Genomic DNA, 24,661 nt, shown 5'->3' on the forward strand with positions numbered 1-24,661 from the left:
GCCCTGTTAGCCTTGGCGAGCGGGGCGACGCTTCCACCACATCACGCCTGCGGCCACGCACATCACGATGATGGCGATGCATACCGCCAGCAGGAAGAGCTGATTGATAAGCCCAAACTCCTGCCCCAAGTGAACGTTAATCCCAAATTCCAGCCAGCGGCCTAGCGGGCCATAGTCGGCGTAGCTCATATCGAGCAGCGGCTCACCACGCCGCCCCTGCCGTTTCACGGCCACCAGAGATAAATGCCGGTGGCACTAACAAAATCGACCAGCCCGCGGCAATCTCAATCAGCTTGCGCGGGGTTTGCCCGAAAAACTTGAAGCTATGCAGGTAGCGAACGGTCCTCATCACCGTTCCCCGGCCATCCAGATAACCAAGCACCTCAGCCGTATAGGGATTGACGTACACCGCCAGCCGTTCGCCGGTTAGGTGCAATGTGATGGCTATATGCACATATTTGGTGCACTGCAGGGCTGAGCAAGAGGGTTGAGGCTCAAAAAAAGGTCTTTATGACGGTAAAAAAGCGCTTTTCACCATTTTGGCGCATTCTTTGCATTTATAAGGCAATGATTTATCCACAAGGAAGCGACAGCGCCCCATGATGTTGAGCGAACTTGCCCCACCCGCTGCTGGTTCCGGCCACCGCTTTGACGCCGAGCGCCGCTGGGCCGCCTCGCTGGCCCTGCGTTTTGCCAACCGCGATGGCGTGACCCGATTAGTGCAAGCGCGCCACCAAGGTCCGTTACGGGTACAGCGCCCCTTCTACCCAGAAGGCAGCCAGGAAGCGTGCCACGTTTACGTATTGCACCCGCCCGGCGGACTGGTGAGCGGTGATGCGCTGACCATCCGTGGTCATATCGAGCGCGAAGCCCATGCGCTGCTCACCACCCCCGCTGCCAATAAGCTCTACAAAGCCGACAGCCAAGGCGTGGCCTGGACACAGCACACCGAGCTGACGGTAGAAGAGGGCGGCACCTTAGAGTGGCTGCCCCAGGAAACCATCGCGTTTAACGGCTCAAAGGGCACTCAACGCACCCATATTGCGCTGCAGGGTAATGCCCGCTGCCTAGGCTGGGAAGTGATGGCGCTCGGACGCCCGGCCAGCGATCTGCCCTATGTCTCTGGGCGTATTGAACAGCACTTTCGCTTAACCCTGGATGGCAAGCCGCTGTGGCTTGAACGCCAGCCGCTGGACCCCGCGCACCCGCGCTTCGTGGGCCGCTGGGGGCAGGGCGGCGCGACGGTGCAGGCCACGTTGTGGGCCGTGGGGCTCGATGATGCCCCGGCGGCCATCGAAGCACTGCGCGAGGCGCTGCCGGATAACCTCCGCTGGGCAGTGACGGAACGCCATGGCGTACTGCTGATGCGCTATTTAGGTGCATCCCGAAACGAAGCCTGGGCCCTGTGTGAACACGCCTGGCAGCTATTACGCCCGCGCTGGATCGAACGCGAAGCGCATACGCCGCGCATTTGGCTAACCTGATTGGCAACACGCTGATAACGCTGGAGACACTCCATGGAACTGACCCCACGAGACAAAGACAAGCTGATGCTGTTTACCGCCGCCCAGCTTGCCGAGCGCCGCAAAGCGCGTGGTTTAAAACTGAACTACCCCGAAGCGGTAGCGCTGATCAGCTTTGAGATTATGGAAGGCGCGCGAGATGGCCGCAGCGTGGCGGATTTAATGAGCTACGGCCGCGAAATCCTCACCCGAGACGACGTGATGGAAGGCGTGGCGGAGATGGTCGATGAAGTACAGGTGGAAGCCACCTTCCCCGACGGCACCAAGCTGGTCACCGTCCACACGCCGATTAACTAACCGTCCCCTGCTAGGAGAGCGCCATGATGTCCGGCCCAATGATTCCAGGACAGTATCAGTTACAAGAGGGTGATATCGAGCTGTGCGCGGGTCGCGAGCGTATCAGCGTGGAGGTGGCCAACACCGGCGACCGGCCCATTCAGCTTGGCTCCCACTACCACTTTGCTGAAGCCAACCCCGCGCTGGTGTTTGACCGCGATAAAACCCGTGGCTACCGGCTGGACGTCGCCGCCGGCACCGCCATCCGCTTCGAACCCGGCCAAACCCGCGAAGTCACGCTGATTCCGTTCGTCGGCAAGCGGGAAATCTACGGCTTCCGTGGCGATGTGATGGGGTCGCTGGATTAGCCAACGGCTTAATAAAGAACAACCGACGGTAGGGCGGGCATCGGCTGGGTGACTGTCTGCGCCATGGATGGCGCAGTCAAGCGTACAGGGATGTATCCACAGCGTGTCACACAGACGATGGTCGCCCAGCACTGGACTCAACGCTTGAGGCAGAGGCAACACATGAAATCGGTAAACAAGATCAGTCGGCGCGCCTACGCCGATATGTACGGCCCCACGGTAGGCGACCGCGTGCGCCTGGGCGACACAGAGCTATGGATTCAAGTCGAAAAAGACGCCACCCACTACGGTGAAGAAGTGAAGTTCGGCGGCGGCAAGGTGATCCGCGATGGCATGGGCCAAAGCCAGCGCCAGGATGCCTCGGTGATGGACACCGTGATCACCAACGCGCTGATTCTCGACTGGTGGGGCATCGTCAAAGCCGATGTGGGGCTGCAAAATGGCCGCATCGCCGCCATTGGCAAGGCAGGCAACCCCGACACCCAGCCCGGTGTCGAGATCGTCATTGGCCCTGGCACCGAAGTGATTGCCGGAGAAGGCAAGATCCTTACCGCTGGTGGCATCGACGCCCATATCCACTTCATCTGCCCCCAGCAGGTGGAAGAAGCGCTGATGAGCGGCGTTACCACCATGCTGGGTGGTGGCACTGGCCCCGCCACGGGCTCCAACGCCACCACCTGCACCCCCGGCGAGTGGCACATTGGCAAGATGCTCCAGGCCGTGGACGACCTGCCCATGAACATTGGCCTGCTGGGCAAAGGCAACGCCAGCCTGCCGGAAGGGCTCGAGGCGCAGCTGGAAGCCGGTGCCATGGGCCTCAAGCTGCATGAGGACTGGGGCACCACCCCCGCCTCCATCGACACCTGCCTGAGCGTGGCGGAAAAGTACGATGTGCAGATCGCCATCCACACCGATACGCTCAACGAATCCGGCTTCGTGGAAGACACCCTGGCGGCCTTCAAAGAGCGCGGCATCCACACCTACCACACCGAAGGTGCAGGCGGCGGCCACGCTCCGGACATTCTCACTGCCTGCTCCAAGGAGTACGTGCTGCCGTCCTCCACCAACCCCACGCGGCCCTACACGGTGAACACCATCGACGAGCATCTCGACATGCTCATGGTCTGCCACCACCTGGACCCCAATATTCCTGAAGATGTGGCGTTTGCCGATTCACGCATTCGCCGCGAAACCATCGCCGCCGAGGATATTTTGCACGACCTGGGCGTGATCTCGATGATTGCCTCCGACTCCCAGGCCATGGGCCGAGTGGGTGAAGTGGTCTGCCGCACCTGGCAAACCGCCCACAAAATGAAAGTGCAGCGCGGCCTGCTGCCGGAAGATGAAGCGCTGGGGGCCGACAACCTGCGCGCCAAGCGTTATATCGCCAAATACACCATCAACCCCGCCATTACCCACGGCATTGCCCACGAAGTTGGCTCGATTGAAGTCGGTAAGCTGGCGGATTTGGTACTGTGGAAGCCTGCTTTCTTCGGCGTCAAACCCGCGCTGATCCTAAAAGGCGGCATGATTGCCGGAGCGCCCATGGGCGATCCCAACGCCTCGATTCCCACGCCGCAGCCGGTGCACTACCGCCCCATGTTCGGCACCTTTGGCCGCGCCGCCAGCCAGGTAAGACTCAACTTCGTCAGCCAGGCCGCCATCGATGCGGGCATCAAGGAGCGGCTGGGCCTGCAAAGTACGCTGTCGGCCTGCAAGAACGTGCGCGGCGTGCGCAAAAAGGACATGAAGCTCAACGACGCCTGCCCAGAGCTCACCGTCGACCCGCAAACCTACGAAGTGCGCTGCGACGGCGAACTGCTCACCTGCGAACCCGCAACTGAACTTCCGCTGGCGCAGCGGTATCACTTGTTTTGATTGAGTTGTTGCCCGGGGCGCCGGGGGTAGGCCTACGAGAGGGCGCTGTAAATACCTCCCTGTACGCTACTTTTGCCATCCATGGCAAAAGACCCTCTCTACGGCCTACCCCCGGCTCAGCCTTCATGGATCGAGAAAGGATGAGAGCATGCTGAAATTAATTGAGCGCTTAGGGCCGATAGACGCAAGCGCTGCCAGCGACACACTGACACTGCCCTTCGAGCTACGCATTCGCGGCCGCTTGAAAGCCGAAAGCGACAGCGGCCAGCCGCTGGGCCTGTTTCTGGATCGCGGCCCGGTATTGCGCGATGGTGAAGGCCTGAAAGCCGAAAATGGCGAGATCGTGCGCGTTTGTGCCGCTATCGAGCCCGTGGTGACCGCGCGAGTGAGTACTGGCTTACCCCTGGCACGGCTTGCCTACCACCTCGGCAACCGCCATGTGCAGCTCGCGCTGGGTGAAGATGCTAAAGGTGGCTGGGTACGCTTCCCTCCCGACCACGTTCTCGAGGAGCTGGCCGAGCTGCTGGGCGCGACGCTCGAGCATCACAACGCCACCTTCGACCCCGAACCGGGCGCCTATAACCAGGTGGGGGGTGGGCATTCGCACAGTCATCACCACGCTCATTCCCACGACCACGACCACGACCATGGACATGGACATGGACACAGCCATGCCCACTAAGCCAGACACCTCGCCAGACCTGGCGCTGCTGGGCTTGCTGCAACTGGTGAGCCCAGCGCTGCCCATCGGCGCCTTCGCCTTTTCCCAAGGGCTGGAAAGCGCCTTCGAGCTGGGCTGGGTCTGCGATGAAGAGAGCCTGAGCGAGTGGCTGTCCGGGGTACTGGAAGATGGCCTGACCCGCTGTGAACTGCCGGTGATCGATCGGCTATACGGTGCCTTTTCCGCCCAGCAAGGCGGCACGGTTGCCGAGTGGGACCACTGGCTGGCCGCCACCCGTGAAACCGCTGAACTGGCTGCTGAAGACAGCCGCCTGGGCGCCTCGCTGAAGCGGCTGCTGGGCAGCCTCGACCTATTACCCAAAAATGAAGGGCTGCCTAGTGAAGACTCACTTACGCCCTTGCTACCGGTCCAGGCAGGCTATGTGACCCTATTTGCCTGGGCGGCCTACCAGCGCGGCATCCCTGTGCGTCAAGCGCAGCTCGGCTTTGGCTGGGCGTGGCTGGAAAATCAACTCGCGGTGGCCTGTAAAGCGCTGCCGCTGGGGCACACCGCTGCTCAGCGCATTATCGAGCAGTTACGTGGCGAACTGGTGAATGCCGTCGAGAAGGCCCAGCGGCTAGACGATGACGAGCTTGGCCCTGCGCTGCCCGGCTTGGCGCTGGCCAGCGCCCTACACGAAACCCAATATTCCCGTTTGTTTAGAAGCTAACGAGCGTTGTTATTTAGGAGAAAACCATGACTCACTGTTTACGCGTTGGCGTGGGTGGCCCGGTCGGTTCAGGTAAAACCGCCCTGCTCAAGCAGCTCTGCACCGCGCTGCGAGACCACTATGACATTGCTGTTGTCACCAACGATATCTATACCCGCGAAGACGCCGATTTCCTGCTCAAGCACGATGCGCTGCCCGCCGACCGTATTCTCGGCGTAGAAACCGGCGGCTGCCCGCACACGGCGATTCGGGAAGATGCCTCGATGAACCTGGCAGCCATTGACGAGCTGCACGCCCGCCACCCCAGCCTGGAGCTGGTGCTGGTAGAGTCCGGTGGCGACAACCTCTCCGCCACCTTCAGCCCCGAGCTTTCTGATCTGACGCTCTACGTGATCGACGTGTCGGCAGGCGACAAAATTCCCCGTAAAGGCGGTCCCGGCATCACCAAATCCGACCTGCTGATTATCAACAAAATCGATATTGCCGAGCAGGTCCACGCCTCGTTGGAAGTGATGGAGCGCGACTCGAAAAAGATGCGCGGCGAGCGCCCGTTCGTGTTCACCAACCTCTACGATGGCGTCGGGCTTGAAGAGATCATCCGCTTCATACTCGACAAAGGCATGCTGGAAGAGCGGCGCCCAGCGGCAGCAAGCGCCTGATAAAAAGCTGCCCTGACCAGGCGGTAAGCGGTCAGGGCAGCGGAAGAGTGTGGTCAGCGTCGTGCCAAAACGGGCCGTCCCTGGCCACCACTTGGACACAGTGGACTGATAAGTCCCTGATAACCTTAACCTAGGTTATGAAGTCCCCAATCGGCCGTTAATTATTTGTCCGCAAAGTAAAAAAGCGCCGAAAGTGGCTAAAGATGGCACATTCCAGGTCGATATTGATTAGATAAAAAGATCCAACCTTTCTCTGTCTCAAGGATGCCTTCATGCCAACCCACGCTGCTCCTCCGTCTCGCTCCTTTGGCTTGCAAACCAAAGTCCTGACACTCGTACTGCTCCCCCTGCTGTTGCTGACCATCGCGCTGGTCAGCTTCGATGCTTACAGCCGTATTCAAGATACCCGCACTTCCTTGGCAGAGCAGCGCGAGCTGCTGATTACCGAGCGGCGCAACGCCGTACGCGACATCGTCCAGATGGCCACCACTGCCATTGCGCCGATTTATGATGCTGCTGATGCCAACGATGCCGAGGCCAAGGCACAGGCGGCCGAGATGCTTCGGGCCATGCGGTTTGAAGGCAACAACTATGTGTTCGTCTATGAGTACGATGGCACCAATATCTCTCCGGACCGCCAGGGCACCAATCTGATCGACCTCCAGACACCTTCGGGTGACTACAGGATTCGCGACATGATTCGTATCGCTCAGTCTGGCGGCGGCTTCTACGAGTATCCTTGGGAATACCCGGGCACCAGCGATGTGGAAACCAAGCACTCCTATATCGACCGCCTCGAAAAATGGGGCTGGATAATCGGGGCAGGCGTTTATGTGGTGGATGTCGATGTGTCGGTGGCCGAGCTGGAAGCGGCTGCCAATGCCAATCTGCGCGACTCGATTCTGTTTGCCTCACTGCTGGGTGCTGGGCTGTTTTCCGGGGTTGCCCTGTTGGCGTTTGGACTCGTGCGTCGTCTGGTGGGGCCCATCAAACGCACGGCCAGCGCCATGCATGATATTGCCCTGGGGCGCGGCGACCTGACGCGTCGCCTGGAAGTCGAAAGCCGCGATGAAATCGGCAATCTGGCGGTGCAGTTCAATGCATTCGTAGCGCGCATGCAGGAAACGCTGCGCGACGTGCGTCGCAGCACCGTGAGCGTCTACCACTCAGCAGGAGAGATTGCGCGCAGCTCCGAAGAGCTGGCTACCCGCACAGAACAGGCCGCTGCCAACCTGCAGCAGACGTCTGCCTCCATGGAAGAAATCACCTCCACCGTGAACCATAGCGCCGACAATGCGCAGCAGGCCAACAAGCTGGTGCAGTCGACGGCGGAAGTCGCCCAGCAGGGTGAGCGGGCCATGGGGCAGGTAGAAAACACGATGCGCGATATCAACGACTCGGCTACGCGCATCAGTGAAATCATCACCATGATTGATGCGATTGCCTTCCAGACCAACATTCTGGCGCTAAACGCCTCGGTGGAAGCTGCCCGTGCGGGTGAGCATGGCCGTGGCTTTGCGGTGGTTGCTCAAGAAGTACGCACCCTGGCCAGCCGTTCTAGTAATGCCTCTAAAGAGATCCGCGCGCTGATCGATACGTCCGTGCAGCATACCCACTCGGGTGCCGAGCTGGTACGCAGCGCCGGCGACACCATGCGTGAGATCGTCGAGAGCGTGTCCAAGGTGACCGACGTGATCGGGGAAATCAGCGCGGGTGCAAAAGAGCAGAGCAGCGGGATTGGCCAGATCAACACCGCCGTGGCCGAAATGGACACCATGACGCAGCAGAACGCGTCCATGGTGGAAGAGGCCACCACCGCCGCGGCGGATATGCGCCGTCACGCCGAGCATTTGAACGAGCTGATCAACTCATTCGTGCTGGGAGAAGACAGCGCCTCGGCGCCGTCACGCAGCGGGGTGCGCCAAGCGTTGCCCGCCAACGGCACGGGGGCGGCCCAGCAACTCAAGCGCCCAGCCTTGGCCGCCAAGCCGTCGTCTGCCGCACAGGGCGCAGACGACTGGGAAGAGTTCTAGGCGTGACGCTGGCGCAGGTGGTTGATCACGCCACCTTGCGCTATCAGCTCCCGCTGGCGGGGGCTGAGCCCATGATGCAGCGTCAGCTCGCCCTTGCCGGGGATATGCGCGGTCAGCGTGTCCCCGCGTTCCAGCTGCGCGTAGAGCCCCTCGATCACCAGGCAGTCGCCCTGGGTTAGCCGGGCGCTGTCTTCCTCGCGGGTAAAGGTGAGAGGCAGGGCACCAAAGCAGATCAGGTTTTGCCAGTGAATCCGCGCAAAACTCTTCGCGACCACCACCTGTAGCCCCAAATAGCGCGGCACCAGTGCGGCATTCTCGCGGCTGGAGCCCTGGCCGTAATTCGTTCCTCCGATGATCGCGTGCCCACCCTGGGTGCGAGTGCTTTCTGCGCGCTCGGCGTAGTGCGGGTCGACCGCCTCGAAGGTGAAGGGGGCCGAGGCATACACGCTGCTCCAGTAGGGGAGCACTCGCTGCCCGGCAGGCATGATGTCATCGGTGGAGATATTGTCGCCCGTGACCAGAAGTACCGGCACTTCCAGGCGGTCCGGCAATGGAGCGAGCTCTGGCAGGGCCGGTGTGTTGTCGGTCTTCTGTAGCGCTTTCAGCTTTGCGTCATGGGGAGGCAGCGGCGCATTAAACAGCGCGCGGTTGACTTCGATTTTGGTGGGCTCCTGGGGGCGGGGGTAGGGCATATCGAGGGTTCGTGGGTCGGTGATCACCCCGGCCACCGCTGAGGCGGCGGCGGTTTCCGGGCTGCACAAAAACACGCTGTCTTCCCGCGTACCGGAGCGCCCGGGAAAATTGCGCGGCACGGTACGCAGGCTGTTGAGCCCCACGGCGGGCGCTTGTCCCATCCCGATACAGCCATTACAGCCCGCCTGGTGCAGCCGTGCGCCGCTGGCGACCAGGTCGGCCAGGTAGCCTTGCTCGATGAGCGAGGTCAGCACCTGGCGGGAAGAGGGGTTGATATCCAGCGAAACGCCGTCGGCCACCTGCTTGCCGCGCACGATCTCGGCGACCATGGCAAAATCGCGAAAGCCGGGGTTGCCCGACGAGCCGATGTACGCCTGATGCAGCGGCTGGCCCGCCGCCTCGCGCACGGTGACGACGTTATCCGGGCTGGAGGGCAGCGCAATCATGGGTTCCAGCTGGCTGAGGTCGAGCGTCTCGTGCAGGTCGTAGTGGCAGCCGGGCTCGGCGGACAGCGCGACCCAATCGTTTTCTCGCCCTCGGGAGGCTAGAAAGCGCCGAGTCTCGTCATCGCTGGGGAACACCGTGGCCGTTGCCCCCATTTCGGTGCCCATGTTGGCCAGCACATGGCGGTCCATGGCGGAAAGGTGAGCAAGCCCTGGCCCGTAATACTCGATGATGGTGTTCTTGCCGCCCGCCACGCCGTGGCGGCGCAGCAGCTCCAGTACGATGTCCTTCGCCGAGACCCAGTCGGGCAGCTGGCCTTCCAGCTTGATGCCCCAAATCTTCGGCATGGTGATGTACAGCGGCTCGCCTGCCATGGCCATGGCCACTTCGATGCCGCCCGCACCAATCGCCAGCATGCCGAGGGCACCCGCCGCCGTGGTGTGGCTGTCGCAACCGACGATGGACTCGCCGGGCACACCGAAGTTTTCCATGTGCACCGGATGGCTGATGCCGTTGCCGGGGCCGGAGTACCACACCCCAAAGCGCTCGCAGGCGCTCTTTAAAAACAGGTAGGTTTCGGCATTTAGGTTATCGGCCTGGACGAGGCCGTGGTCGATGTACTGCACGCTGGGCTCGGTGTGTACACGGTCGAGCCCCATGGCTTCTAGCTCTAACATCACCAGCGTCCCTAACACGTCCTGCAGCAGGGCTTGGTCGATGCGAAGGGCGATTTCACTGCCCGGAGTCAGCTCGCCGCTGACGAGATGGCGTTGGAGCAGTTGCTGGGCAAGGTTTAACGGTTGAGCAGGGGAGGTTGAGGTCATGGTCAGTTATCCGATTGTCGTTGTTATCGAAAGCTCAGAGGAGGTAGGGGAAAAACGTATTCAAGGCAGGGCGTAACGACGATCTGCGCTGCCGGCTTTCACCACCTGACCGGGCGTGTCGTGGCCGATCAGCGCTGGCAAGGTGGCGGAAATGTCCAGTAGCGCAGTCAGGTTGACGCCGGTGGCGACGCCCATCTGCTCGAACATGTGCACCAGGTCTTCGGTGCAGACATTGCCCGTGGCGCCGGGGGCAAACGGGCAGCCGCCCAGACCACCCAGCGAGGCATCGAACCGCAAGATGCCCGCTTGCCAAGCCGCCAGAGCGTTGGCCAGCCCCATGCCCCGGGTGTTGTGGAAATGCAGCGTGAACGGCACGCCGGGAAAACGCTCCAGCACCTGGCGGCATAGCGCGCCGACCTGGGCGGGGTTGGCCACGCCGGTGGTATCGCACAGCGTGATGCCTTCCACGCCTAGCGCCAGCTGCTGTTCGATCAGGCTGAGCACGCGGGCGTCGGGCACCTTGCCTTCGAAGGGGCAGCCAAAGGTGGTGGAGAGCGAGGCATTGATGAACACGCCGCTACCCTGTGCCAGCTGAATGATCGAGGCGAACTGTTCGAGTGACGCCTCTGGCGTCATGCGCAGGTTGGCGCGGCCATGGGCGTCACTGGCCGACATCACCAGGTTGATTTCATCCACGCCGCAGGCCAGCGCCCGCTCGGCACCTTTTAGATTGGGTACCAGCACCGTGACGTCCACACCTTCGCGGCGCTGAATAGCACTCACCACATCGGCGGCGTCGCGCAGGTTGGGAATGGCTTTGGGAGAGACAAACGAGGTCGCTTCGATACGGGCAATGCCGGTGGTCGTTAACGCATCAATCAGCGCGACTTTCTGCTCGGTGGGGATAAAGCGCTCTTCGCTCTGAAAACCATCGCGGGGGGCCACTTCGTTGATTTGCAGGGTAGTCATGGGGGTCTCCGGTTAGATGATGCCCGCTTGGCGCAGCTTGTCGCGGGTGGCGGCATCGATGCCCAGCTCTTCCAGTACGTCATCGGTGTGGGCGCCCAGCGTCGGCCCGCCTTGCCCCAGCCTGCCGGGGGTGGCGCTCAGCTTGGGCAGCACGCCCGGCACCTTGAGAGCGCGGCCATCGGCGCGGGTGACGCTCTGGATCATCTCCCGGGCAAGGTAGTGGGGGTCGCTGGCGATATCGGCGGCGGTGTAGGGGAAGCCTGCCGGTACGCGGGCGTCGTCCAGGGCGCTGAGAATATCGTCGCGGCGGCGGGTCTGGGTCCAGGCTTCGATGGCCGCATCGATTTCGCTGGCGTGCTGGCTGCGGCCATCGTTGTGGGCCATGGCGGGGTGGTTGGCGAGATCCTCACGGCCAATCACACCCATCAAGCGCTTGAAGATGCTGTCGCCATTACCGGCGATCAGCACGTATTCGCCTTCGCAGGTGCGGTAGGCGTTGGAGGGCGTAATGCCGGGCAGCGCGCTGCCGCTGGGCTCCCGCACCTGGCCGGTGGCATCGAACTCCGGCAGCAGGCTCTCCATCATGGCAAACACGGATTCGTACAGGGCCACATCGATCTCTTGCCCCAGGCCGCTGCGCTGGCGCTCCTGCAGGGCCAGCAGGGTGCCGATCACCGCGTAGAGCGCCGAGAGCGAGTCGCCGATGCTGACCCCCACCCGCACCGAAGGCTCGCCGGGGTGGCCGGTCAAGTAGCGCAGCCCGCCCATGGCTTCGCCAATCACCCCAAAGCCTGGCTTGTTGCGGTAGGGGCCGGTCTGGCCAAAGCCGGAAACCCGCACCATGATCAACCCCGGGTTCCGGGCGGCCAGCGTGTCGTAGCCCAGCCCCCAGCTTTCCAGCGTGCCGGGGCGAAAATTCTCGACGATCACATCGGCTTCGGCGGCCAGGCGGCGCACCACCTCCTGGCCCTGTTCACTGCGCAGGTCCAGCGTCACCGAACGCTTGGTACGGCTCTGGACGTGCCACCACAGCGAGGTGCCCTCTTCGAGAATACGCCATTTGCGAAGGGGGTCGCCGGTGCCGGGAGGCTCGATCTTGATCACGTCCGCCCCGAACTCCCCCAGCAGCTTGGTGGCAAACGGACCGGCGATGAGCTGGCCAAGCTCTACGACTTTAAGTCCATCGAGAGGAAGCTGTCGCGTCGTCATAATAGAGACTCCTGGTAACGCTTGAGCGAGCAAGCGAGTCTGGATGCAGACTCGACTGTTGTTGTCCATCAAGCATCTGCGAGCCTGCCGAGCATCACAATTAGGCAATCAGGAAACGGGCGTTCGTCACTGGCGAACCCTGACGTGGACGCGCGGTACTTTTTCCAACGATGTTTTCGACCACGTTTCCAACCACTGACCGGGTAGATGCCATGCTGCGATTCGATTTTGTCACGCTCAGACTGTTCGTCGCGATTGCCGATGAAGGGCGCCTGACCGCTGCATGCCGGTGCTCTGCGCTATTACCGGGACGACCTGGCGCTCGATATCCCCGAGGAAATCATCCCTCCTGAAGCGCAGTAACCCTTTACTTCTGCGGGCCCATCGCCCGCAGAAGCCTCTGATGCCCTTATCCTGACGCGCCGCCATCCTATCGTGCTGCGGTGCGGGAGCTATTCCAATGGACACCCCTGCAAACCCCAACGTCGTTGAGAAATATTCGGAGGACTCGGGCAAGCGTCAGCTGTCCGGCTTCTGGTTCATGGTCACGCGCCTGGCGGCGGTCTCCATGGCGCTGTTTCATCTCTATACGGCCCTCACCGGCCCCATGAACACTCAGAACGCGATCCACTTGCTGTTCGCTCTGCCGCTGATTTTTCTGGCCTACAGCTGCCGTAGCCGCGATATCAACCGCATTCCCTGGTATGACCTGGTGCCGATCAGCCTCGGCGCGGTGGTCAGCATCTATTACGTGATCCACTTTGACCGAATCATCTATCAGCTGGGCTATTTGATGCCCACCCAACTGGATATCATTTTTGGTGTCTCCGCCATCCTGCTGCTGCTGGAAGCCTGCCGCCGAGCCATCGGCCTTGCTTTCCCCATCCTTGTACTCATCGCGCTCTCCTATGCCGCCTTCGGCCAGCACCTGCCGGGCGTTTGGGGGCATGGCGGCTTCCGCTGGGATGACCTGGTAGCGACCTTCTACCTGAGCCCTACCGGCGTCTACGGTAGCCTGATGCGCACCTCGTCCACGGTGATCGTCGTGTTCATCATGTTCGGTGCCCTGTTGGTAACCACCGGCGGCGGCGACAGCTTCATGCGCCTGGCCAACGCCGCCACCGGTCGCCTCTCGGGCGGCCCCGCCAAGGCCGCTACCCTGTGCAGCGCCATGTTCGGCAGTATCAGCGGCAGTACCGCTGCCAACGTGGCCACCACCGGGGTGTTCACCATCCCGATGATGAAGAAGAACGGCTACAGCCCGCGCTTTGCGGCGGCCACCGAGGCATCTGCTTCTACCGGTGGTCAGATACTTCCGCCCATCATGGGGGCCGCCGCCTTCGTCATGGCCGATGTCATCTCGACCAGCTACCTCGCCATCATCAGCGCCGCCCTCATTCCCGCGCTGCTCTTTTATCTTGCTATCTGGATGAGTGTGCACTTCGAGGCCAAGCGCCTGGGCCTGTCGCCGATTCCCAAGTCTCAGCGCCCCAGCCTGCGCGAGGGTCTGTTCAACATCGAGACCTTGTTGATTCCTCTGATCGTGCTGATCACCCTGTTGGTGATGCGCTATACCCCCACCACGGCGGCGGTGGCCGCCTACTTCACCGCCATGGCGCTTTACCTGTTCTCCTGGCGCAGCCCGGGCACCTTCGTGGAGCGCCTCAAGTCGCTGCCCGCAGCGCTGGAAGCGGGCGCCATGACCGCTGCCATGATCGCGGTCATCATCGGCAGCGTGGCCATCATCGCTTCGGTGATCAGCCTGACCGGCCTGGGGCTGAAGGTCTCCTCGGTCATTCTGGTGGTCAGCGGTGGTGATGTACTGGTGACGCTGGTGCTGGCCATGGTGGTAGCGATCATCCTCGGTATGGGGCTGCCCACCGTGGCGGCTTACATGCTGGCCGCCTCGGTGGTGGCAGGGGCCTTCATCGAAGCCGGTCTGCCGAGCCTCTCGGCGCATCTCTTCATTCTCTATTTCGCGATTCTCTCCGGGGTCACGCCACCGGTGGCGCTGGCTGCCTATATCGGCGGCGCCATCGCAGGTTCCCACTGGTTCCGCACCGCGCTGACGGCCACCAAGATCTCGCTGGGTGGCTTCCTGATTCCCTACATGTTCATCTATCACCCGCCGCTGCTCGGCAACGGCACGGCGCTGGAGATTGCCCTGGCGGTGGGCTCCGGGGTGATCGGCATCACGGCGCTGGCGGCCTCCACCATCGGCTACTTCCTGCGCCCCTGTTCCTGGCTGGAACGCGGCCTGCTGCTTGCGGCCGCGTTGATGCTGATCAGCGGCCAACTGATCACCGACGTGGCGGGTATTGCCGTCATCGGAGGGTTGTTCGTTTGGCAGTACCTTAAAAATCAGCGCTCAGAGGTAGCTCTGACGCCCCCCACCCCCAAGGAGCCCGCCTGATGAGTGATCGACAGAACGCCCTGGACCCGAACGGCCTGGCCACCCGCCGCGAAGTGCTGGGCGATGCCTACGTGGATGCCGCGCTTTCCCAGGTGGATGAGTTCAGCTGGCCCATGCAGGAGCTGGTGACCCGCAACTGCTGGAACGACATCTGGAACCGCCCGGGCCTTGCACGGCCCACCCGCAGCCTGATCAACATCGGGATGCTGGTGGCATTGAACCGCCCCCATGAACTCAAGGTGCACCTGCGTGGCGCGCTGAACAACGGCTGCACCGAGGAGGAGATTCGCGAGGTGCTGCTGCAGTGCGTGCCCTACTGTGGCTTTCCGGCGGCCATCGACGGGCTGCGTACCGCCCGCGAGGTGTTGGCCGCCTGGCAAGAGGAGCAGAACGGCCGCTGAGGCCGTGTTCCGACGACCCGGCCGCCACCGGGCGAACGACAACAATAACCGAGTATGGAGAACTGCCATGACGCTATCCCCCAAACGCCTGCTCGCCCCGCTGGCCACGGCGGTGCTGACCGCCGGTGTCGCCTCGGGTGTGGCTACCCAGGCCGTGGCCAACGTGGCCCTTGGCATCGGCGTGGCACCGGCCGCTTCTGGCTGGTACTTCGGCTTTTCGGAACTCTCGCGGCTGAGCGGCGATTCACCGCTGGAAGTCTCGGTGCGCGAAACCGGCGGCTCCAGGGAGAACGCCATCCGCCTGAGCCGTGGCGAGATTGACCTGGGGCTGATAGACGCCCCGGGCGCCTACGAGGCCTACAACGGTGAGGGCCGCTACGAAAACGACGCCATCGAGCAGATGCGCGTCGTGCTGTGGGTCGCACCTTCCACCATGCACTGGGCCGTGCGCAAAGACAGTGGCATCGAGACTTTCGAGGATCTGGAGGGCGCGCGCTTCAACCCCAGCAGCATCGGTGGGGGCGGCGAGTACATCACCGAGCTGGTGTTCGATGCGCTGGGAATCTCGCCTGACTTCCAGCGCATGAGCATGTCGGATGCCGCCGATGCCGTGGTGGATGGGCGCATCGTCGGCTTCAGCTACAACGGCATTCCGCCTATCCCGGCGTTCACCGAAGTGCACTCCGCGCGCCCGCTGCGGGTGCTCTCGATGAGCGAGGAGCAGGTGTCCACCGTCACCGAGACGTTGCCCTTCCTGGCCGCCACCGAGATTCCTGAGAACGCCTACCGAGACATGCCCGCCGCCACCACGCTCGGCACCTACATCGGCATCGCCGCCACCCATGAACTCTCTGAAGAGGCAGGCTACGCATTCACCCGCGCTTACTGGGAGAACATCGAGCGGCTGGGCGAGACGTTCGCCCCCGCCCGTGGAATGACGCCGGAGATCTCGGTGGAGAACACCACCACGCCGCTGCACGCCGGTTCGCTGCGCTACTACCGCGAGATCGGTATCGAGGTGCCCAGCGACCTCGTGCCGCCGGAGGCGGAATAAATCCAACAATCCCGTGCCTGTGGAGTCATGGTATTGCGGCAGCGTGACCTCGAATGCCGCCACGAAAATGTCCTAGGGCGGCTTGCTGATTGCGTTTATTGTTGACGAGCGGGCAGGCCCTCAGCGCCCAGGAGGGCAGGGCGCTGGCCTTGAGGTATGAGCGTGAGGTATGAACGTGAGGTACGAGCGAGAGGTATCTGCCTGACAGCGTTATGTTAGCCATGCCGTGAAACAGGGCACTTCCCTAAAGCAGGCAGCAAGCAAGGAGCCGCTTTGATGAACATTGTCATTCCCGATGATTACCAGGATTGTGTGCGCGACCTGGATGCCTTTGCCAAGCTGGCAGGCCACCAGGTGACGATTTACAACGACACCGTCACCGATGAGGATGCGCTGGTCGAACGCTTCAAGGAGGCCGATGCGCTGGTACTGATTCGCGAGCGCACGCCGATCACCGCATCCCTGCTGGCGCGGCTGCCCAGGCTCAAGCTGATCAGCCAAACCGGCGGCGGCGCGGCCCACGTGGATATGGCCGCCTGCCGAGCGCACGGCGTGATGGTGCTGGCAGGCACCGGCTCGCCTTACGCCGCCGCGGAGCTCACTTGGGGGCTGGTGCTCTCGGCCATGCGGCGCATTCCCGACGAGGTGGCCAACCTCAAGGCTGGCCGCTGGCAGCGCACCCTGGGCATGGGCCTGAAAGGGCGCACCCTGGGCGTGTTTGGCTACGGCAAGATTGGCCAACTGGTGGCCCGCTATGGCCAGGCGTTCGAGATGAACGTGCTGGTATGGGGCCGCGAGGGCACCCGCCAGCGGGCCGCCGAGGCGGGGCTGGAGGTAGCAACCTCGCAGGAGGCATTCTTCGAACGCAGCGATGTGCTGAGCCTGCACCTGCGCCTGAACCCGGAAACCCGCGGGATCGTCACCGCCGCCAACCTGGCCAGCATGAAGCCGACCGCCGTGCTGGTGAACACCAGCCGTGCCCCGCTGATCGAAGCGGGCGCACTGGAAGCGGCGCTGAAGGCTGGCCGCCCCGGCATGGCCGCCGTGGACGTGTTCGATGAAGAGCCGGTGATCGAGCATCCGCTGCTGGCGCTGCCCAACTTCCTGGCCACGCCCCACCTGGGCTACGTAGAGAAAGACAGCTACGAGCTCTACTTTGGCGATGCGTTCGAAAACGTGCTGGCGTTCGAAGCAGGCACGCCAGGGCGTAATCTGGCAGAAGAGGGCTAAGCCTCTGACGCACACCCCGCGAGCGGTGAAAAGTCACCGCCCGCGAGGTGATAGAGGCCGAGGCGTCGGTTCAGTGGCCCGACCAGCCCAGCAGGATAGGCACGTAAACCACCAGCAGCAGCACGCCAATCAGCCCTAGCAGATAGGGGATGATGGCGCGGGTGATCCGCTCCAGGGGCAGCTGGGTGACGGACGATGCCACGTAGAGGTTGATCGCCACGGGCGGGGTAATCATGCCAATCGAGAGCCCCACCACGATGATCAGCCCGAAGTGGATCGGGTCGATGCCCAGCTGCAGCACCAGCGGCAGCAGCACCGGGGTTAGGATGATCAAGGCGCTGGCCGTCTCGATGAATACCCCGGTCAGCAGAATCAACGCCACCACCAGCAGCATGATCACGTAGGGGTTGGTGGAGAGCGACAGCACCGACTGGGCAATTGCGCCGGGCACCTGCCAGCTGGAGAGCGTCCAGCTCAGCACCGCCGACATGGCAATCACCAGCATGATCACGGCGGTGGTCATCGCCGAACGGATCAACAGCTTGTACACCTGGGGCAGGGTCAAATCCCGGTACACGAACAGCGACACCAGCAGCGCGTAGTTCACCGCCACCACCGCCGCTTCCGACGGCGTGAAAATCCCCGAGAAGATACCCCCCAGAATGATCACCGGCGTCATCAGCCCCCAGCTGGCCGATTTCAACGTGCGCCAAATGGTGGCCAGCGAGAGCGGCGTGCCTTTCGGGTACTGGCGCTTGTACGCCTGGGTGATGGCAATGGCCATCAGCGCCAGGCCCATGGCCAGCCCCGGCAAGAAGCCGTTCAGGAACAGCTTGGAGACCGACTGTTGGGCGATCACCGCGTAGATGATCATCGGCACCGAAGGCGGGATCACCACGCCGATGGTGCCGCTGGCGGCGATCAGGCTGGCCGCCGAGGCGGGGTCGTAGCCCTTGCGCTTCAGCTCCGGCACCAGGCTAGATCCCACCGCCGCCGTGGTGGCCGCCCCCGAGCCGGAAATGGCCGCGAAGAACATGCCGGCCATCACCGAGACCACCGAGAGCCCGCCGCGCATGAAGCCCACCAGCGAATCGGCAAAGCTCACCAGCCGCTCGCTGACCTTGCCCTGGGCCATCAAATCCCCGGCCAGGATAAACATGGGAATGGCCACCAGGGCGAACGAGTTGATGCCCTGGAACATCTGCTGGGTGACCACCATCAGCGGCACCCCCGACTGATGCAGGGCGTAGAGCGTGCTGGCGCCAATGGCAAAGGCAATCGGCACGCCCAGCAGCATGAACAGGAAGAACAGCCCGAACAGCACCAGCGTCATAGCACTTCCTCCTGGGCGGTGATGGGCTGCCCGTGCACCAGCACCTCGATCATGTCTACCAGCGCATACCACGCCATGATGCCCGCCGAGAGCGGAATGACGGCGTAGACGTAGGTCATCGAGAGGCGCAGCGCGGCCGACTTCTGAAAGCTTTGTACCTGCATGTAGCGATGGCCGATGACCACCAGCGTGACCATGAAGGCCAGCACGATGGCCAGCGCCGCCAACCTGGCCAGCTTGCGTAGCGTAAGCGTTCATTCCAAGACGTAGTTGACCTACTTCACGTCACGCAGAGGCCTTAATAACTCCGGCGAGACCTTGTATTGCTTCCTGCCATCCTCGCCCAGCACGATCACACTCTTGCGGTTGATCTTGGTGACGATCCCCAATACCGGGCCTTCCCGGCCCTCGAAGGTCACCTTCAAGCCAACCCGCAACCGACTCAAGGCTTGCAGGGTTTCCTGTTCTTGCAGTTCATCAATGCGCTGGCAGATGTACTGGTTCAGTTCCAGCAACTCGTCGATGCTCATGTCCTCAATGCGCATGGACGACCTCCACCGGTGTAAGTTGCGTGGCTTGTCGGTTCGGATGACGTGGATCGATCAGCGCCCGTAACGGGTTCTCGGCGAACCGGGTTTTCCAGAGTCGAGGCGTCAGGTCGCTGACTTCAAGGGCCGGGTGCTGGCTGATGCGTTGCAGTACGTCCACCAGGTAAGTGTAGGGGTTAATATCGTGCAGCTTGCAGGTGCTGATCAGGCTCTGGATGATACCCAGGTGTTCCGCGCCCAGTTCAGTCCAGCAGAACATCCAGTTTTTCTTGCCCATGGGAATGGGCCGCAAAGCCCGTTCCAGGTGGTTGGTGTCTGGCTGCACGTCCGGGTTTTCCAGGAACACGGTCAGGCTGGCTTCCCGGCTGAGAACGTAGTTCAGGGCCTTGGTCAGTGGGTCGCTGGGCACGAGGCCGCCTCGCTCCAACTGATCCCGGCACCACTGGAAGAAGTCGCTGACCACCGGCTTCGAGTGATCCAACCGGTACTGGCGTTTCTTCTCGCCAGTTAGCCCCTGAGCTTTGATGGCCTCTTCATTCCGATACAGCATCGCGATCCGTTGCAGGGCCTCGGTGACGGTCTCAGGATGATCTTTCTGTGCTTCGATAAAATAGCGGCGACCATGCACCCAACATTGGGCATGGGTGACGTTCTCCTGGGCCGCGGCATAACGGGCATAGGCCGCATAGCCGTCACTGATCAGGGTGCCGCTGAACGATTCGCTGAGTACCTGTTCAATGTGGGCGCGACCACGGCTGTTTGAGTAGGTGAACACCACCTCGTCGGCATCGCCGTATAACGGCCAGAACCAGCCGGTTTTCATCTTGCCCTTTTGCGGGCCTGCGCGCCCCTGGTGGCCGGCCTTGATGGGCGTTTCATCCATCGCCAGCACCCGGCTGCGCAACACGTTGTCGGTCTGGGCATCCACGATGGGTCGCAGCAGATCGATGGCACGCTTGACCAGGTTGGTCAGGGTGCTGCGACTGACGGTGATACCGGCTTGCCGGATGCGTTGGTGCTGACGATACAGCGGCAAGTGGAACTGGAACTTGTCGACCAGCAGCCCGGCCAGCAGGCTGACATCGGCCAGGCTGTTATCCAGTACGTTGAACGGGGCTGGTGTGGTAATGGGCTTGTCGCTGCCCTTACGCCGGAACACCGGGCGTTCGCACTTGAGCACCACATAACTGGAGGCCCGCTGGGCCAGCCGGAAGGTAGTCTTGCTGCCAATCACTTCGTACTGATCGGCCTCCGGGCCGGTCAGCTCTGGCGGCAGGTGCTCAACCACTTCTACCGGCACATCGGCAGTAAAGCGCAGGCCGGTGTCGTTCAGGCAGTCGTCGTCCCGCTGTTTCTTGCCAGTGCCACGCTGATAGGCTTTAACCGTGCGCTTCTCATTTTTCGGCGGCTGCGCCGGAACCGGGGCGTCATCCGACGCGAACAGGCTATCCTGCCCAGGCAGGTCAAACACCTGCTTCTCGGACTTGGGACCGAACAGCTGCTTCTTGAACCAGTCCAACTGCCGCTGCATGACCTGAAGTTGTTCACGCAGCAATGCATTCTCCTCGGCCAGGGCCGAGTAAGAAGGCGTGTTGGAAGAGGTAGTGGAAGCCGTTGAATTCATGGCCCATATTATACCGGAAGTCCGTCTTCTATACCCCTCGAAAACGCTTGAACTGGCGGTATTTCTGCACCTCGATGCCATCGATCAGCAGTTGCAGATCCGTCAATGTCAGGGGGCGCTGACCGGAGGCGGATAACGGCACCCGGAACTGCCCTTGTTCCAGGCGCTTGGCCCACAGGCTGTAACCGGTGGTCGTAAAATACAGCATCTTCATCTGAGTCTTGCGACGATTGACGAAGACGAAATACTGGCCGCTGAGCGGGTCGTGCTTCAACTGATTCCGGACCAGGGCACTCAGGCCTCGGAACGATTTGCGCATATCGGTAGGCTCGGTGCACAGCCAGATGCGGGCCTGGCTATCGAGCCCGATCATCCGTGCTGGCTCAGCCGGAGTTCAACGCCGTTGCCCAGGCTGAGCACAATGTGCCAGCCTGGGCCGGAGGATGGGGAGTTGCCCATCAACGACGAGAGATCCAGAAAACCGGCTTCACCGGATCCAGCCGAATCATTGGTCGACGGATCGGACAGACGCTTGCGCCAATTGCAGAAACTGGCGTAACCAATGTTCTCTTGTTTGCAAAACTTCGAAGCTGACAGACCACAGTCACGCTGCTGATCAACCAGGGTCTGCCACTGTTCGGGTGTGCGGTGCTTTCTCATGGGGGTAACCTCGTGTTGGAAAGTGTGAGGTTACTTTAGGGCGATTTTCAGCAGGTTGGCAGAACGTCGTGGAATGAACGCTTACTGCGTAGCGGCAGGGGCAGAGCATCCACCGCAAAAGTGACCGCAATGTGCCGCCCACGCTGGAAGGCCAGCGTGCCCGCGAGAAAGGTGATCCATACCAGCAGAAACCGCGCGACCTCTTCGGTCCAGCCCACGGCACTGAAAAACACCCGTGACACGATTTGTAGCGTGATCACACCGATCAAAGCTGCCATGCCCGCAAACACGACGGGCTGGATGATGGCATCCAGCCCACGTTCAATGCGTTGCAGCAGCGTCAAAAGAGGCTGTGCAAAGGGCATCACTGATTCAGCGCCTCCTGAATGCGCGGCAGGTAATCACCGAACTGCTGGCCGTACTTCTCATAAACCGGCGCAACGGCGGCCTGGAAGGCTTCCATATCGGGGGAGTCGTTGATTTCCATGCCCGCTTCGCGCAGGGCGGCCAGCTGTTCGGCTTCCATATCGGCGTTCACCTGACGCTCATGCTCGGCGGCTTCCTGGGCGGCCTGACGGATGACGTCCTGGGCGGCTTCAGGCAGCTGGTTCCAGGCAGGCATGCCCATCACGAAAATCGCCGGGGCGTAGGTGTGGCGTGACAGGGTCATGTAGTTCTGGGTTTCATCCAGCTTGAACGAGTGAATCACGTTCACCGGGTTTTCCTGGCCGTCGATGGTGCCCTGCTGCATGGCGGTCAACGCTTCGGTCCAGGCCATCGGGATGGCGTTGGCCCCCAGCTCGCGGAAGGTATCGGTGTACACCGGGTTTTCCATCACGCGAATGCGCAGGCCATCCAGGTCTTCCGGCGAGTTCACGGCGCGCTCGCTGTTGGTCAGGTTGCGGAAGCCGCGCTCGGCGTAGGCCAGGCCTTTCAGGTTCACGTCGGCCAGCTTGTCCAGCAGCTCCTGGCCAATGGGGCCATCCAGCACGCCATAGGCGGCTTCGGGAGTGGGGAACAGGAAGGGCAGTTCGAAGACCGCCATCTCTTCCACGAAGTTGGCCACCGGCCCGTTGGTGATCACGCCCATGTCCACGGTGCCGATCTGCATGCCTTCCAGCAGCGTGCGCTCATCGCCCAGCGAGGCGTTGGGGAAAATCTCGATGTTCACCTTGCCTTCGGTGCGCTCTTCCACCAGCTCTTCGAACTTGGTGGCGGCAACATGGAAGCCATCCTGCTCGTTCACCACGTGGGCCAGGCGAAGGGTCACGGGGTTCATGTCGGCAAATTCGTTGGCGTTCGCGGCGCCCACCAGCGCCAGTGAGATGCCCAGTGCCAGCGTACTACGTGCAAATGTTTTCATTTATTATGTTCCCAAACGGATCAGGGTAGGTGCGAGGTGCAAAAGTGCCCCCAGAGCATGCACCACCGCAGGGAAAACGGTCAATCATCTACGCGCCGAAAACCGCCAAGCGGCTGGACACCACGCGCCCACACGGGTACGATACGCACCCAAAGCGCCCGTAGCTCAGTTGGATAGAGTGTCGGCCTCCGAAGCCGAAGGTCGCAGGTTCAATTCCTGCCGGGCGCGCCAAATATATCAAGGGCTTACGTTAATTCGTAAGCCCTTGTTTTTTTGGCTATGACTATCCCGAGACTAAATTGTGACCACACTGTCTTGATATTCCCATCTAATGATTTTGAATGATGCCTCTTGGCTTTTTGCCACACACACTTGTTTACATAACAGGCTATGTTGGCGGTTACTACCTTTCAGTGATATCACGTGCTCCAACAATATGAAGTGTGATTGATGTAACATCTCATTTTCAAAATTTTTTATAGCGATTAAATGCCTGATAAATTATTTATTTACGTCAATCAGTAAACGGTGCTGGGATGAAGCTTCAACGGTATCGCATTTCCTTCACGTCCGGCAGCTTGTATCACCGCGAATCGGTGAGCCTGGCCGAACTGTACCTCTCGCTTCATGATTGGGAAGAGGTGCGTGCTCAAGCGCTGCATGACAACCTGCTACAGGCCAGAACGGAAAGCACGGCAAAGCGCACCTGTAGAGAGGCGATTGCACGCCTGAAGACGTTGGGCGAAAGCGAACTCACTTTCCTGGCCGAGGCAAACCACCAGGATCAGGCGCACCTCCTCTGGGTTGCGGTGTGCCGCCTTTATCGCTTTATAGCGGACTTTGCGGTGGAAGTGCTACACGAACGGTTTGTCGCGATGAAGCTGGATCTCAGTTTTGAGGATTTCGATGCCTTCTATAACCGTAAATCGGAATGGCATGACGAACTGGATAATGCCAGCGCCTCAACGCGCGATAAATTGCGACAGGTCCTGTTCAGAATGCTGCGGGAGGCAGGGTTGTTAGCTAAGGACAAAACCATCAACGCGGTACTGCTAAACCCCAGGCTGGTTGAGTTGCTGCGTCAGAACAATCCTGACGAGTTTTTTTACTTCCCAGTCTATGAATCCGATATCAGGGGGATGTCAGCTTGAGAAAGGACATTGCCAAAATGCCGATGCAGGAGCGACTACAGCACCTGTTCAGCGTGGTTTCCGGCCAGCGATTCCTGAACAAACAGGGGCTGGGTAATGAAGTGCCTTTCTTCATCTGCCCCTACCGGCCTGAAGAGGCGGTCGAAATGGAGCGCCTTCAGCGACAGTTGGTTAACCGACTGGAGCAGGCGGGCATCCGGATCCTGAGTATCAATCTGTACGACCTGGCCGTCGATATTTTGAAAGAAAGAGACATCTGGGAGCAGGTGTTGGAGCTCGAGCCCACGGTCTCAAAGGATCAGCTGAAAGAGCTGCTACAGGGAGTGCTGGACCCGGAAGCCCATTTGGTGCCCGCTATTGCGGCAAAACTCCAGTCCGTTGAGTTTGACGTGCTGTTTCTCTCAGGGGTGGGCGAGGTCTTCCCCTACATACGCTCCCATAACGTGCTCAACAACTTGCAGAGCACCGCCAAAGACCAGCCAACGGTGATGTTCTTCCCGGGCTCCTATACCCACTCGCTGGAAACCGGGGCATCGCTGGATCTGTTCGGCAGGTTGCATGACGACAAGTACTACCGTGCGTTCAACATCTTTCATTACGAAGCCTGAGCGGACGAT

At 61.4% G+C, this 24,661-nt stretch carries 26 protein-coding genes, 1 tRNA gene and 1 pseudogene; 15 read left to right on the forward strand and 13 right to left on the reverse strand.

What is annotated here, in order from left to right:
• Positions 1 to 6: 6 nt before the first annotated feature.
• Together RVM27_RS09795 and RVM27_RS09800 are read right to left on the reverse strand one after the other, a co-directional pair.
• Positions 7 to 228, reverse strand: coding sequence for a PepSY domain-containing protein (locus RVM27_RS09795; protein ID WP_498956445.1), 222 nt, complete (start codon positions 226 to 228; stop codon positions 7 to 9).
• The gene (locus RVM27_RS09800) at positions 203 to 454 is read right to left on the reverse strand and encodes a PepSY domain-containing protein (protein ID WP_230478401.1); all 252 of its coding nucleotides are present in this window, start codon (positions 452 to 454) and stop codon (positions 203 to 205) included. The genes RVM27_RS09795 and RVM27_RS09800 overlap by 26 nt, the downstream gene beginning before the upstream one ends.
• 145 nt (positions 455 to 599) lie before the next feature.
• On the opposite strand from RVM27_RS09800, the gene RVM27_RS09805 reads away from it, so the two are divergent.
• From RVM27_RS09805 to RVM27_RS09840, 8 genes are all read left to right on the forward strand, one after another.
• Positions 600 to 1,484: an urease accessory protein UreD gene (locus tag RVM27_RS09805; protein ID WP_498956446.1), complete on the forward strand. Its 885-nt coding sequence runs from the start codon at positions 600 to 602 to the stop codon at positions 1,482 to 1,484.
• 33 nt (positions 1,485 to 1,517) lie between these two features.
• On the forward strand, positions 1,518 to 1,820 hold the full coding sequence (gene ureA / locus RVM27_RS09810; protein ID WP_016915359.1) for an urease subunit gamma: 303 nt from the start codon (positions 1,518 to 1,520) through the stop codon (positions 1,818 to 1,820).
• Positions 1,821 to 1,858: 38 nt separating this feature from the next.
• The gene (locus RVM27_RS09815; RefSeq protein WP_498957764.1) at positions 1,859 to 2,167 is read left to right on the forward strand and encodes an urease subunit beta; all 309 of its coding nucleotides are present in this window, start codon (positions 1,859 to 1,861) and stop codon (positions 2,165 to 2,167) included.
• Positions 2,168 to 2,329: 162 nt separating this feature from the next.
• Positions 2,330 to 4,045, forward strand: a complete 1,716-nt coding sequence (gene ureC, locus RVM27_RS09820; RefSeq protein ID WP_498956447.1) for an urease subunit alpha — start codon at positions 2,330 to 2,332, stop codon at positions 4,043 to 4,045.
• A gap of 148 nt (positions 4,046 to 4,193) precedes the next feature.
• Positions 4,194 to 4,727 carry an urease accessory protein UreE gene (gene ureE, locus RVM27_RS09825; protein WP_498956448.1) on the forward strand — a complete coding sequence of 178 codons (534 nt, stop codon included), beginning with the start codon at positions 4,194 to 4,196 and terminating at the stop codon, positions 4,725 to 4,727.
• Complete coding sequence (locus tag RVM27_RS09830; RefSeq protein WP_287804780.1) at positions 4,717 to 5,436, forward strand: urease accessory protein UreF; 720 nt, start codon at positions 4,717 to 4,719, stop codon at positions 5,434 to 5,436. Before ureE ends, RVM27_RS09830 begins: the two co-directional genes overlap by 11 nt.
• 26 nt (positions 5,437 to 5,462) lie before the next feature.
• Positions 5,463 to 6,095, forward strand: a complete 633-nt coding sequence (gene ureG / locus RVM27_RS09835) for an urease accessory protein UreG (protein ID WP_498956449.1) — start codon at positions 5,463 to 5,465, stop codon at positions 6,093 to 6,095.
• Between the two features lie 272 nt (positions 6,096 to 6,367).
• The gene (locus tag RVM27_RS09840) at positions 6,368 to 8,128 is read left to right on the forward strand and encodes a methyl-accepting chemotaxis protein (protein ID WP_498939380.1); all 1,761 of its coding nucleotides are present in this window, start codon (positions 6,368 to 6,370) and stop codon (positions 8,126 to 8,128) included.
• Here the strand turns inward: RVM27_RS09840 and RVM27_RS09845 are convergent.
• Genes RVM27_RS09845 through RVM27_RS09855 form a run of 3 tightly spaced genes read right to left on the reverse strand, consistent with a single transcriptional unit; the run spans position 8,125 to position 12,267 of the window.
• Positions 8,125 to 10,089 (reverse strand): aconitate hydratase, encoded by a 1,965-nt coding sequence (locus RVM27_RS09845; RefSeq protein ID WP_498956450.1) that lies wholly within the window; start codon positions 10,087 to 10,089, stop codon positions 8,125 to 8,127. The genes RVM27_RS09840 and RVM27_RS09845 overlap by 4 nt on opposite strands.
• 60 nt (positions 10,090 to 10,149) lie before the next feature.
• Positions 10,150 to 11,058: a hydroxymethylglutaryl-CoA lyase gene (locus tag RVM27_RS09850; protein WP_498956451.1), complete on the reverse strand. Its 909-nt coding sequence runs from the start codon at positions 11,056 to 11,058 to the stop codon at positions 10,150 to 10,152.
• A 12-nt stretch (positions 11,059 to 11,070) separates the two neighbouring features.
• Positions 11,071 to 12,267: a CaiB/BaiF CoA transferase family protein gene (locus RVM27_RS09855; RefSeq protein WP_081193372.1), complete on the reverse strand. Its 1,197-nt coding sequence runs from the start codon at positions 12,265 to 12,267 to the stop codon at positions 11,071 to 11,073.
• Between the two features lie 460 nt (positions 12,268 to 12,727).
• On the opposite strand from RVM27_RS09855, the gene RVM27_RS09860 reads away from it, so the two are divergent.
• From RVM27_RS09860 to RVM27_RS09875, 4 genes are all read left to right on the forward strand, one after another.
• The gene (locus RVM27_RS09860) at positions 12,728 to 14,680 is read left to right on the forward strand and encodes a TRAP transporter permease (protein WP_498956452.1); all 1,953 of its coding nucleotides are present in this window, start codon (positions 12,728 to 12,730) and stop codon (positions 14,678 to 14,680) included.
• Positions 14,680 to 15,081: a carboxymuconolactone decarboxylase family protein gene (locus tag RVM27_RS09865; protein ID WP_100731471.1), complete on the forward strand. Its 402-nt coding sequence runs from the start codon at positions 14,680 to 14,682 to the stop codon at positions 15,079 to 15,081. Before RVM27_RS09860 ends, RVM27_RS09865 begins: the two co-directional genes overlap by 1 nt.
• Positions 15,082 to 15,148: 67 nt before the next feature.
• The gene (locus tag RVM27_RS09870; protein ID WP_498956453.1) at positions 15,149 to 16,135 is read left to right on the forward strand and encodes a TAXI family TRAP transporter solute-binding subunit; all 987 of its coding nucleotides are present in this window, start codon (positions 15,149 to 15,151) and stop codon (positions 16,133 to 16,135) included.
• A gap of 276 nt (positions 16,136 to 16,411) precedes the next feature.
• Positions 16,412 to 17,365 (forward strand): D-2-hydroxyacid dehydrogenase family protein, encoded by a 954-nt coding sequence (locus RVM27_RS09875; RefSeq protein ID WP_081135948.1) that lies wholly within the window; start codon positions 16,412 to 16,414, stop codon positions 17,363 to 17,365.
• Positions 17,366 to 17,435: 70 nt separating this feature from the next.
• On the opposite strand, the gene RVM27_RS09880 is transcribed toward RVM27_RS09875, so the two are convergent.
• The 8 genes and pseudogenes from RVM27_RS09880 to RVM27_RS09915 form a co-directional block, all read right to left on the reverse strand.
• Positions 17,436 to 18,698, reverse strand: coding sequence for a TRAP transporter large permease (locus RVM27_RS09880; protein WP_287804758.1), 1,263 nt, complete (start codon positions 18,696 to 18,698; stop codon positions 17,436 to 17,438).
• Complete coding sequence (locus RVM27_RS09885; RefSeq protein WP_498956454.1) at positions 18,695 to 18,925, reverse strand: hypothetical protein; 231 nt, start codon at positions 18,923 to 18,925, stop codon at positions 18,695 to 18,697. Before RVM27_RS09885 ends, RVM27_RS09880 begins: the two co-directional genes overlap by 4 nt.
• Before the next feature lie 48 nt (positions 18,926 to 18,973).
• Positions 18,974 to 19,243, reverse strand: a complete 270-nt coding sequence (locus RVM27_RS09890; protein WP_154518720.1) for a hypothetical protein — start codon at positions 19,241 to 19,243, stop codon at positions 18,974 to 18,976.
• On the reverse strand, positions 19,233 to 20,870 hold the full coding sequence (gene tnpC / locus RVM27_RS09895) for an IS66 family transposase (RefSeq protein WP_498956455.1): 1,638 nt from the start codon (positions 20,868 to 20,870) through the stop codon (positions 19,233 to 19,235). Before tnpC ends, RVM27_RS09890 begins: the two co-directional genes overlap by 11 nt.
• A gap of 28 nt (positions 20,871 to 20,898) precedes the next feature.
• A complete protein-coding gene (tnpB, locus tag RVM27_RS09900) occupies positions 20,899 to 21,243 on the reverse strand; it encodes an IS66 family insertion sequence element accessory protein TnpB (RefSeq protein WP_498956456.1) in 345 nt (114 codons plus the stop codon).
• A complete protein-coding gene (gene tnpA / locus RVM27_RS09905; RefSeq protein ID WP_498956457.1) occupies positions 21,240 to 21,530 on the reverse strand; it encodes an IS66 family insertion sequence element accessory protein TnpA in 291 nt (96 codons plus the stop codon). The genes tnpB and tnpA overlap by 4 nt, the downstream gene beginning before the upstream one ends.
• An 86-nt stretch (positions 21,531 to 21,616) precedes the next feature.
• Positions 21,617 to 21,895 (reverse strand): annotated as a pseudogene (locus RVM27_RS09910) (TRAP transporter small permease); the annotation flags it as partial.
• Entirely contained in the window at positions 21,895 to 22,893 is a 999-nt protein-coding gene (locus RVM27_RS09915; protein WP_498956458.1) for a TRAP transporter substrate-binding protein, read from the reverse strand. The pseudogene RVM27_RS09910 and the gene RVM27_RS09915, both read right to left, overlap by 1 nt.
• Positions 22,894 to 23,047: 154 nt before the next feature.
• On the opposite strand from RVM27_RS09915, the gene RVM27_RS09920 reads away from it, so the two are divergent.
• The 3 genes from RVM27_RS09920 to RVM27_RS09930 all read left to right on the forward strand — a co-directional run bounded on the left by RVM27_RS09920 (position 23,048) and on the right by RVM27_RS09930 (position 24,652).
• Positions 23,048 to 23,124, forward strand: a tRNA-Arg gene (locus RVM27_RS09920).
• A 305-nt stretch (positions 23,125 to 23,429) separates the two neighbouring features.
• Positions 23,430 to 24,044, forward strand: coding sequence for a DUF1819 family protein (locus tag RVM27_RS09925; RefSeq protein WP_498939359.1), 615 nt, complete (start codon positions 23,430 to 23,432; stop codon positions 24,042 to 24,044).
• On the forward strand, positions 24,041 to 24,652 hold the full coding sequence (locus RVM27_RS09930; RefSeq protein WP_023008353.1) for a DUF1788 domain-containing protein: 612 nt from the start codon (positions 24,041 to 24,043) through the stop codon (positions 24,650 to 24,652). The genes RVM27_RS09925 and RVM27_RS09930 overlap by 4 nt, the downstream gene beginning before the upstream one ends.
• The last annotated feature ends 9 nt before the right edge of the window (positions 24,653 to 24,661 follow it).

The organism is Halomonas sp. KM007 (assembly GCF_050709225.1).
Taxonomy (GTDB): Bacteria; Pseudomonadota; Gammaproteobacteria; order Pseudomonadales; family Halomonadaceae; genus Vreelandella; species Vreelandella hamiltonii.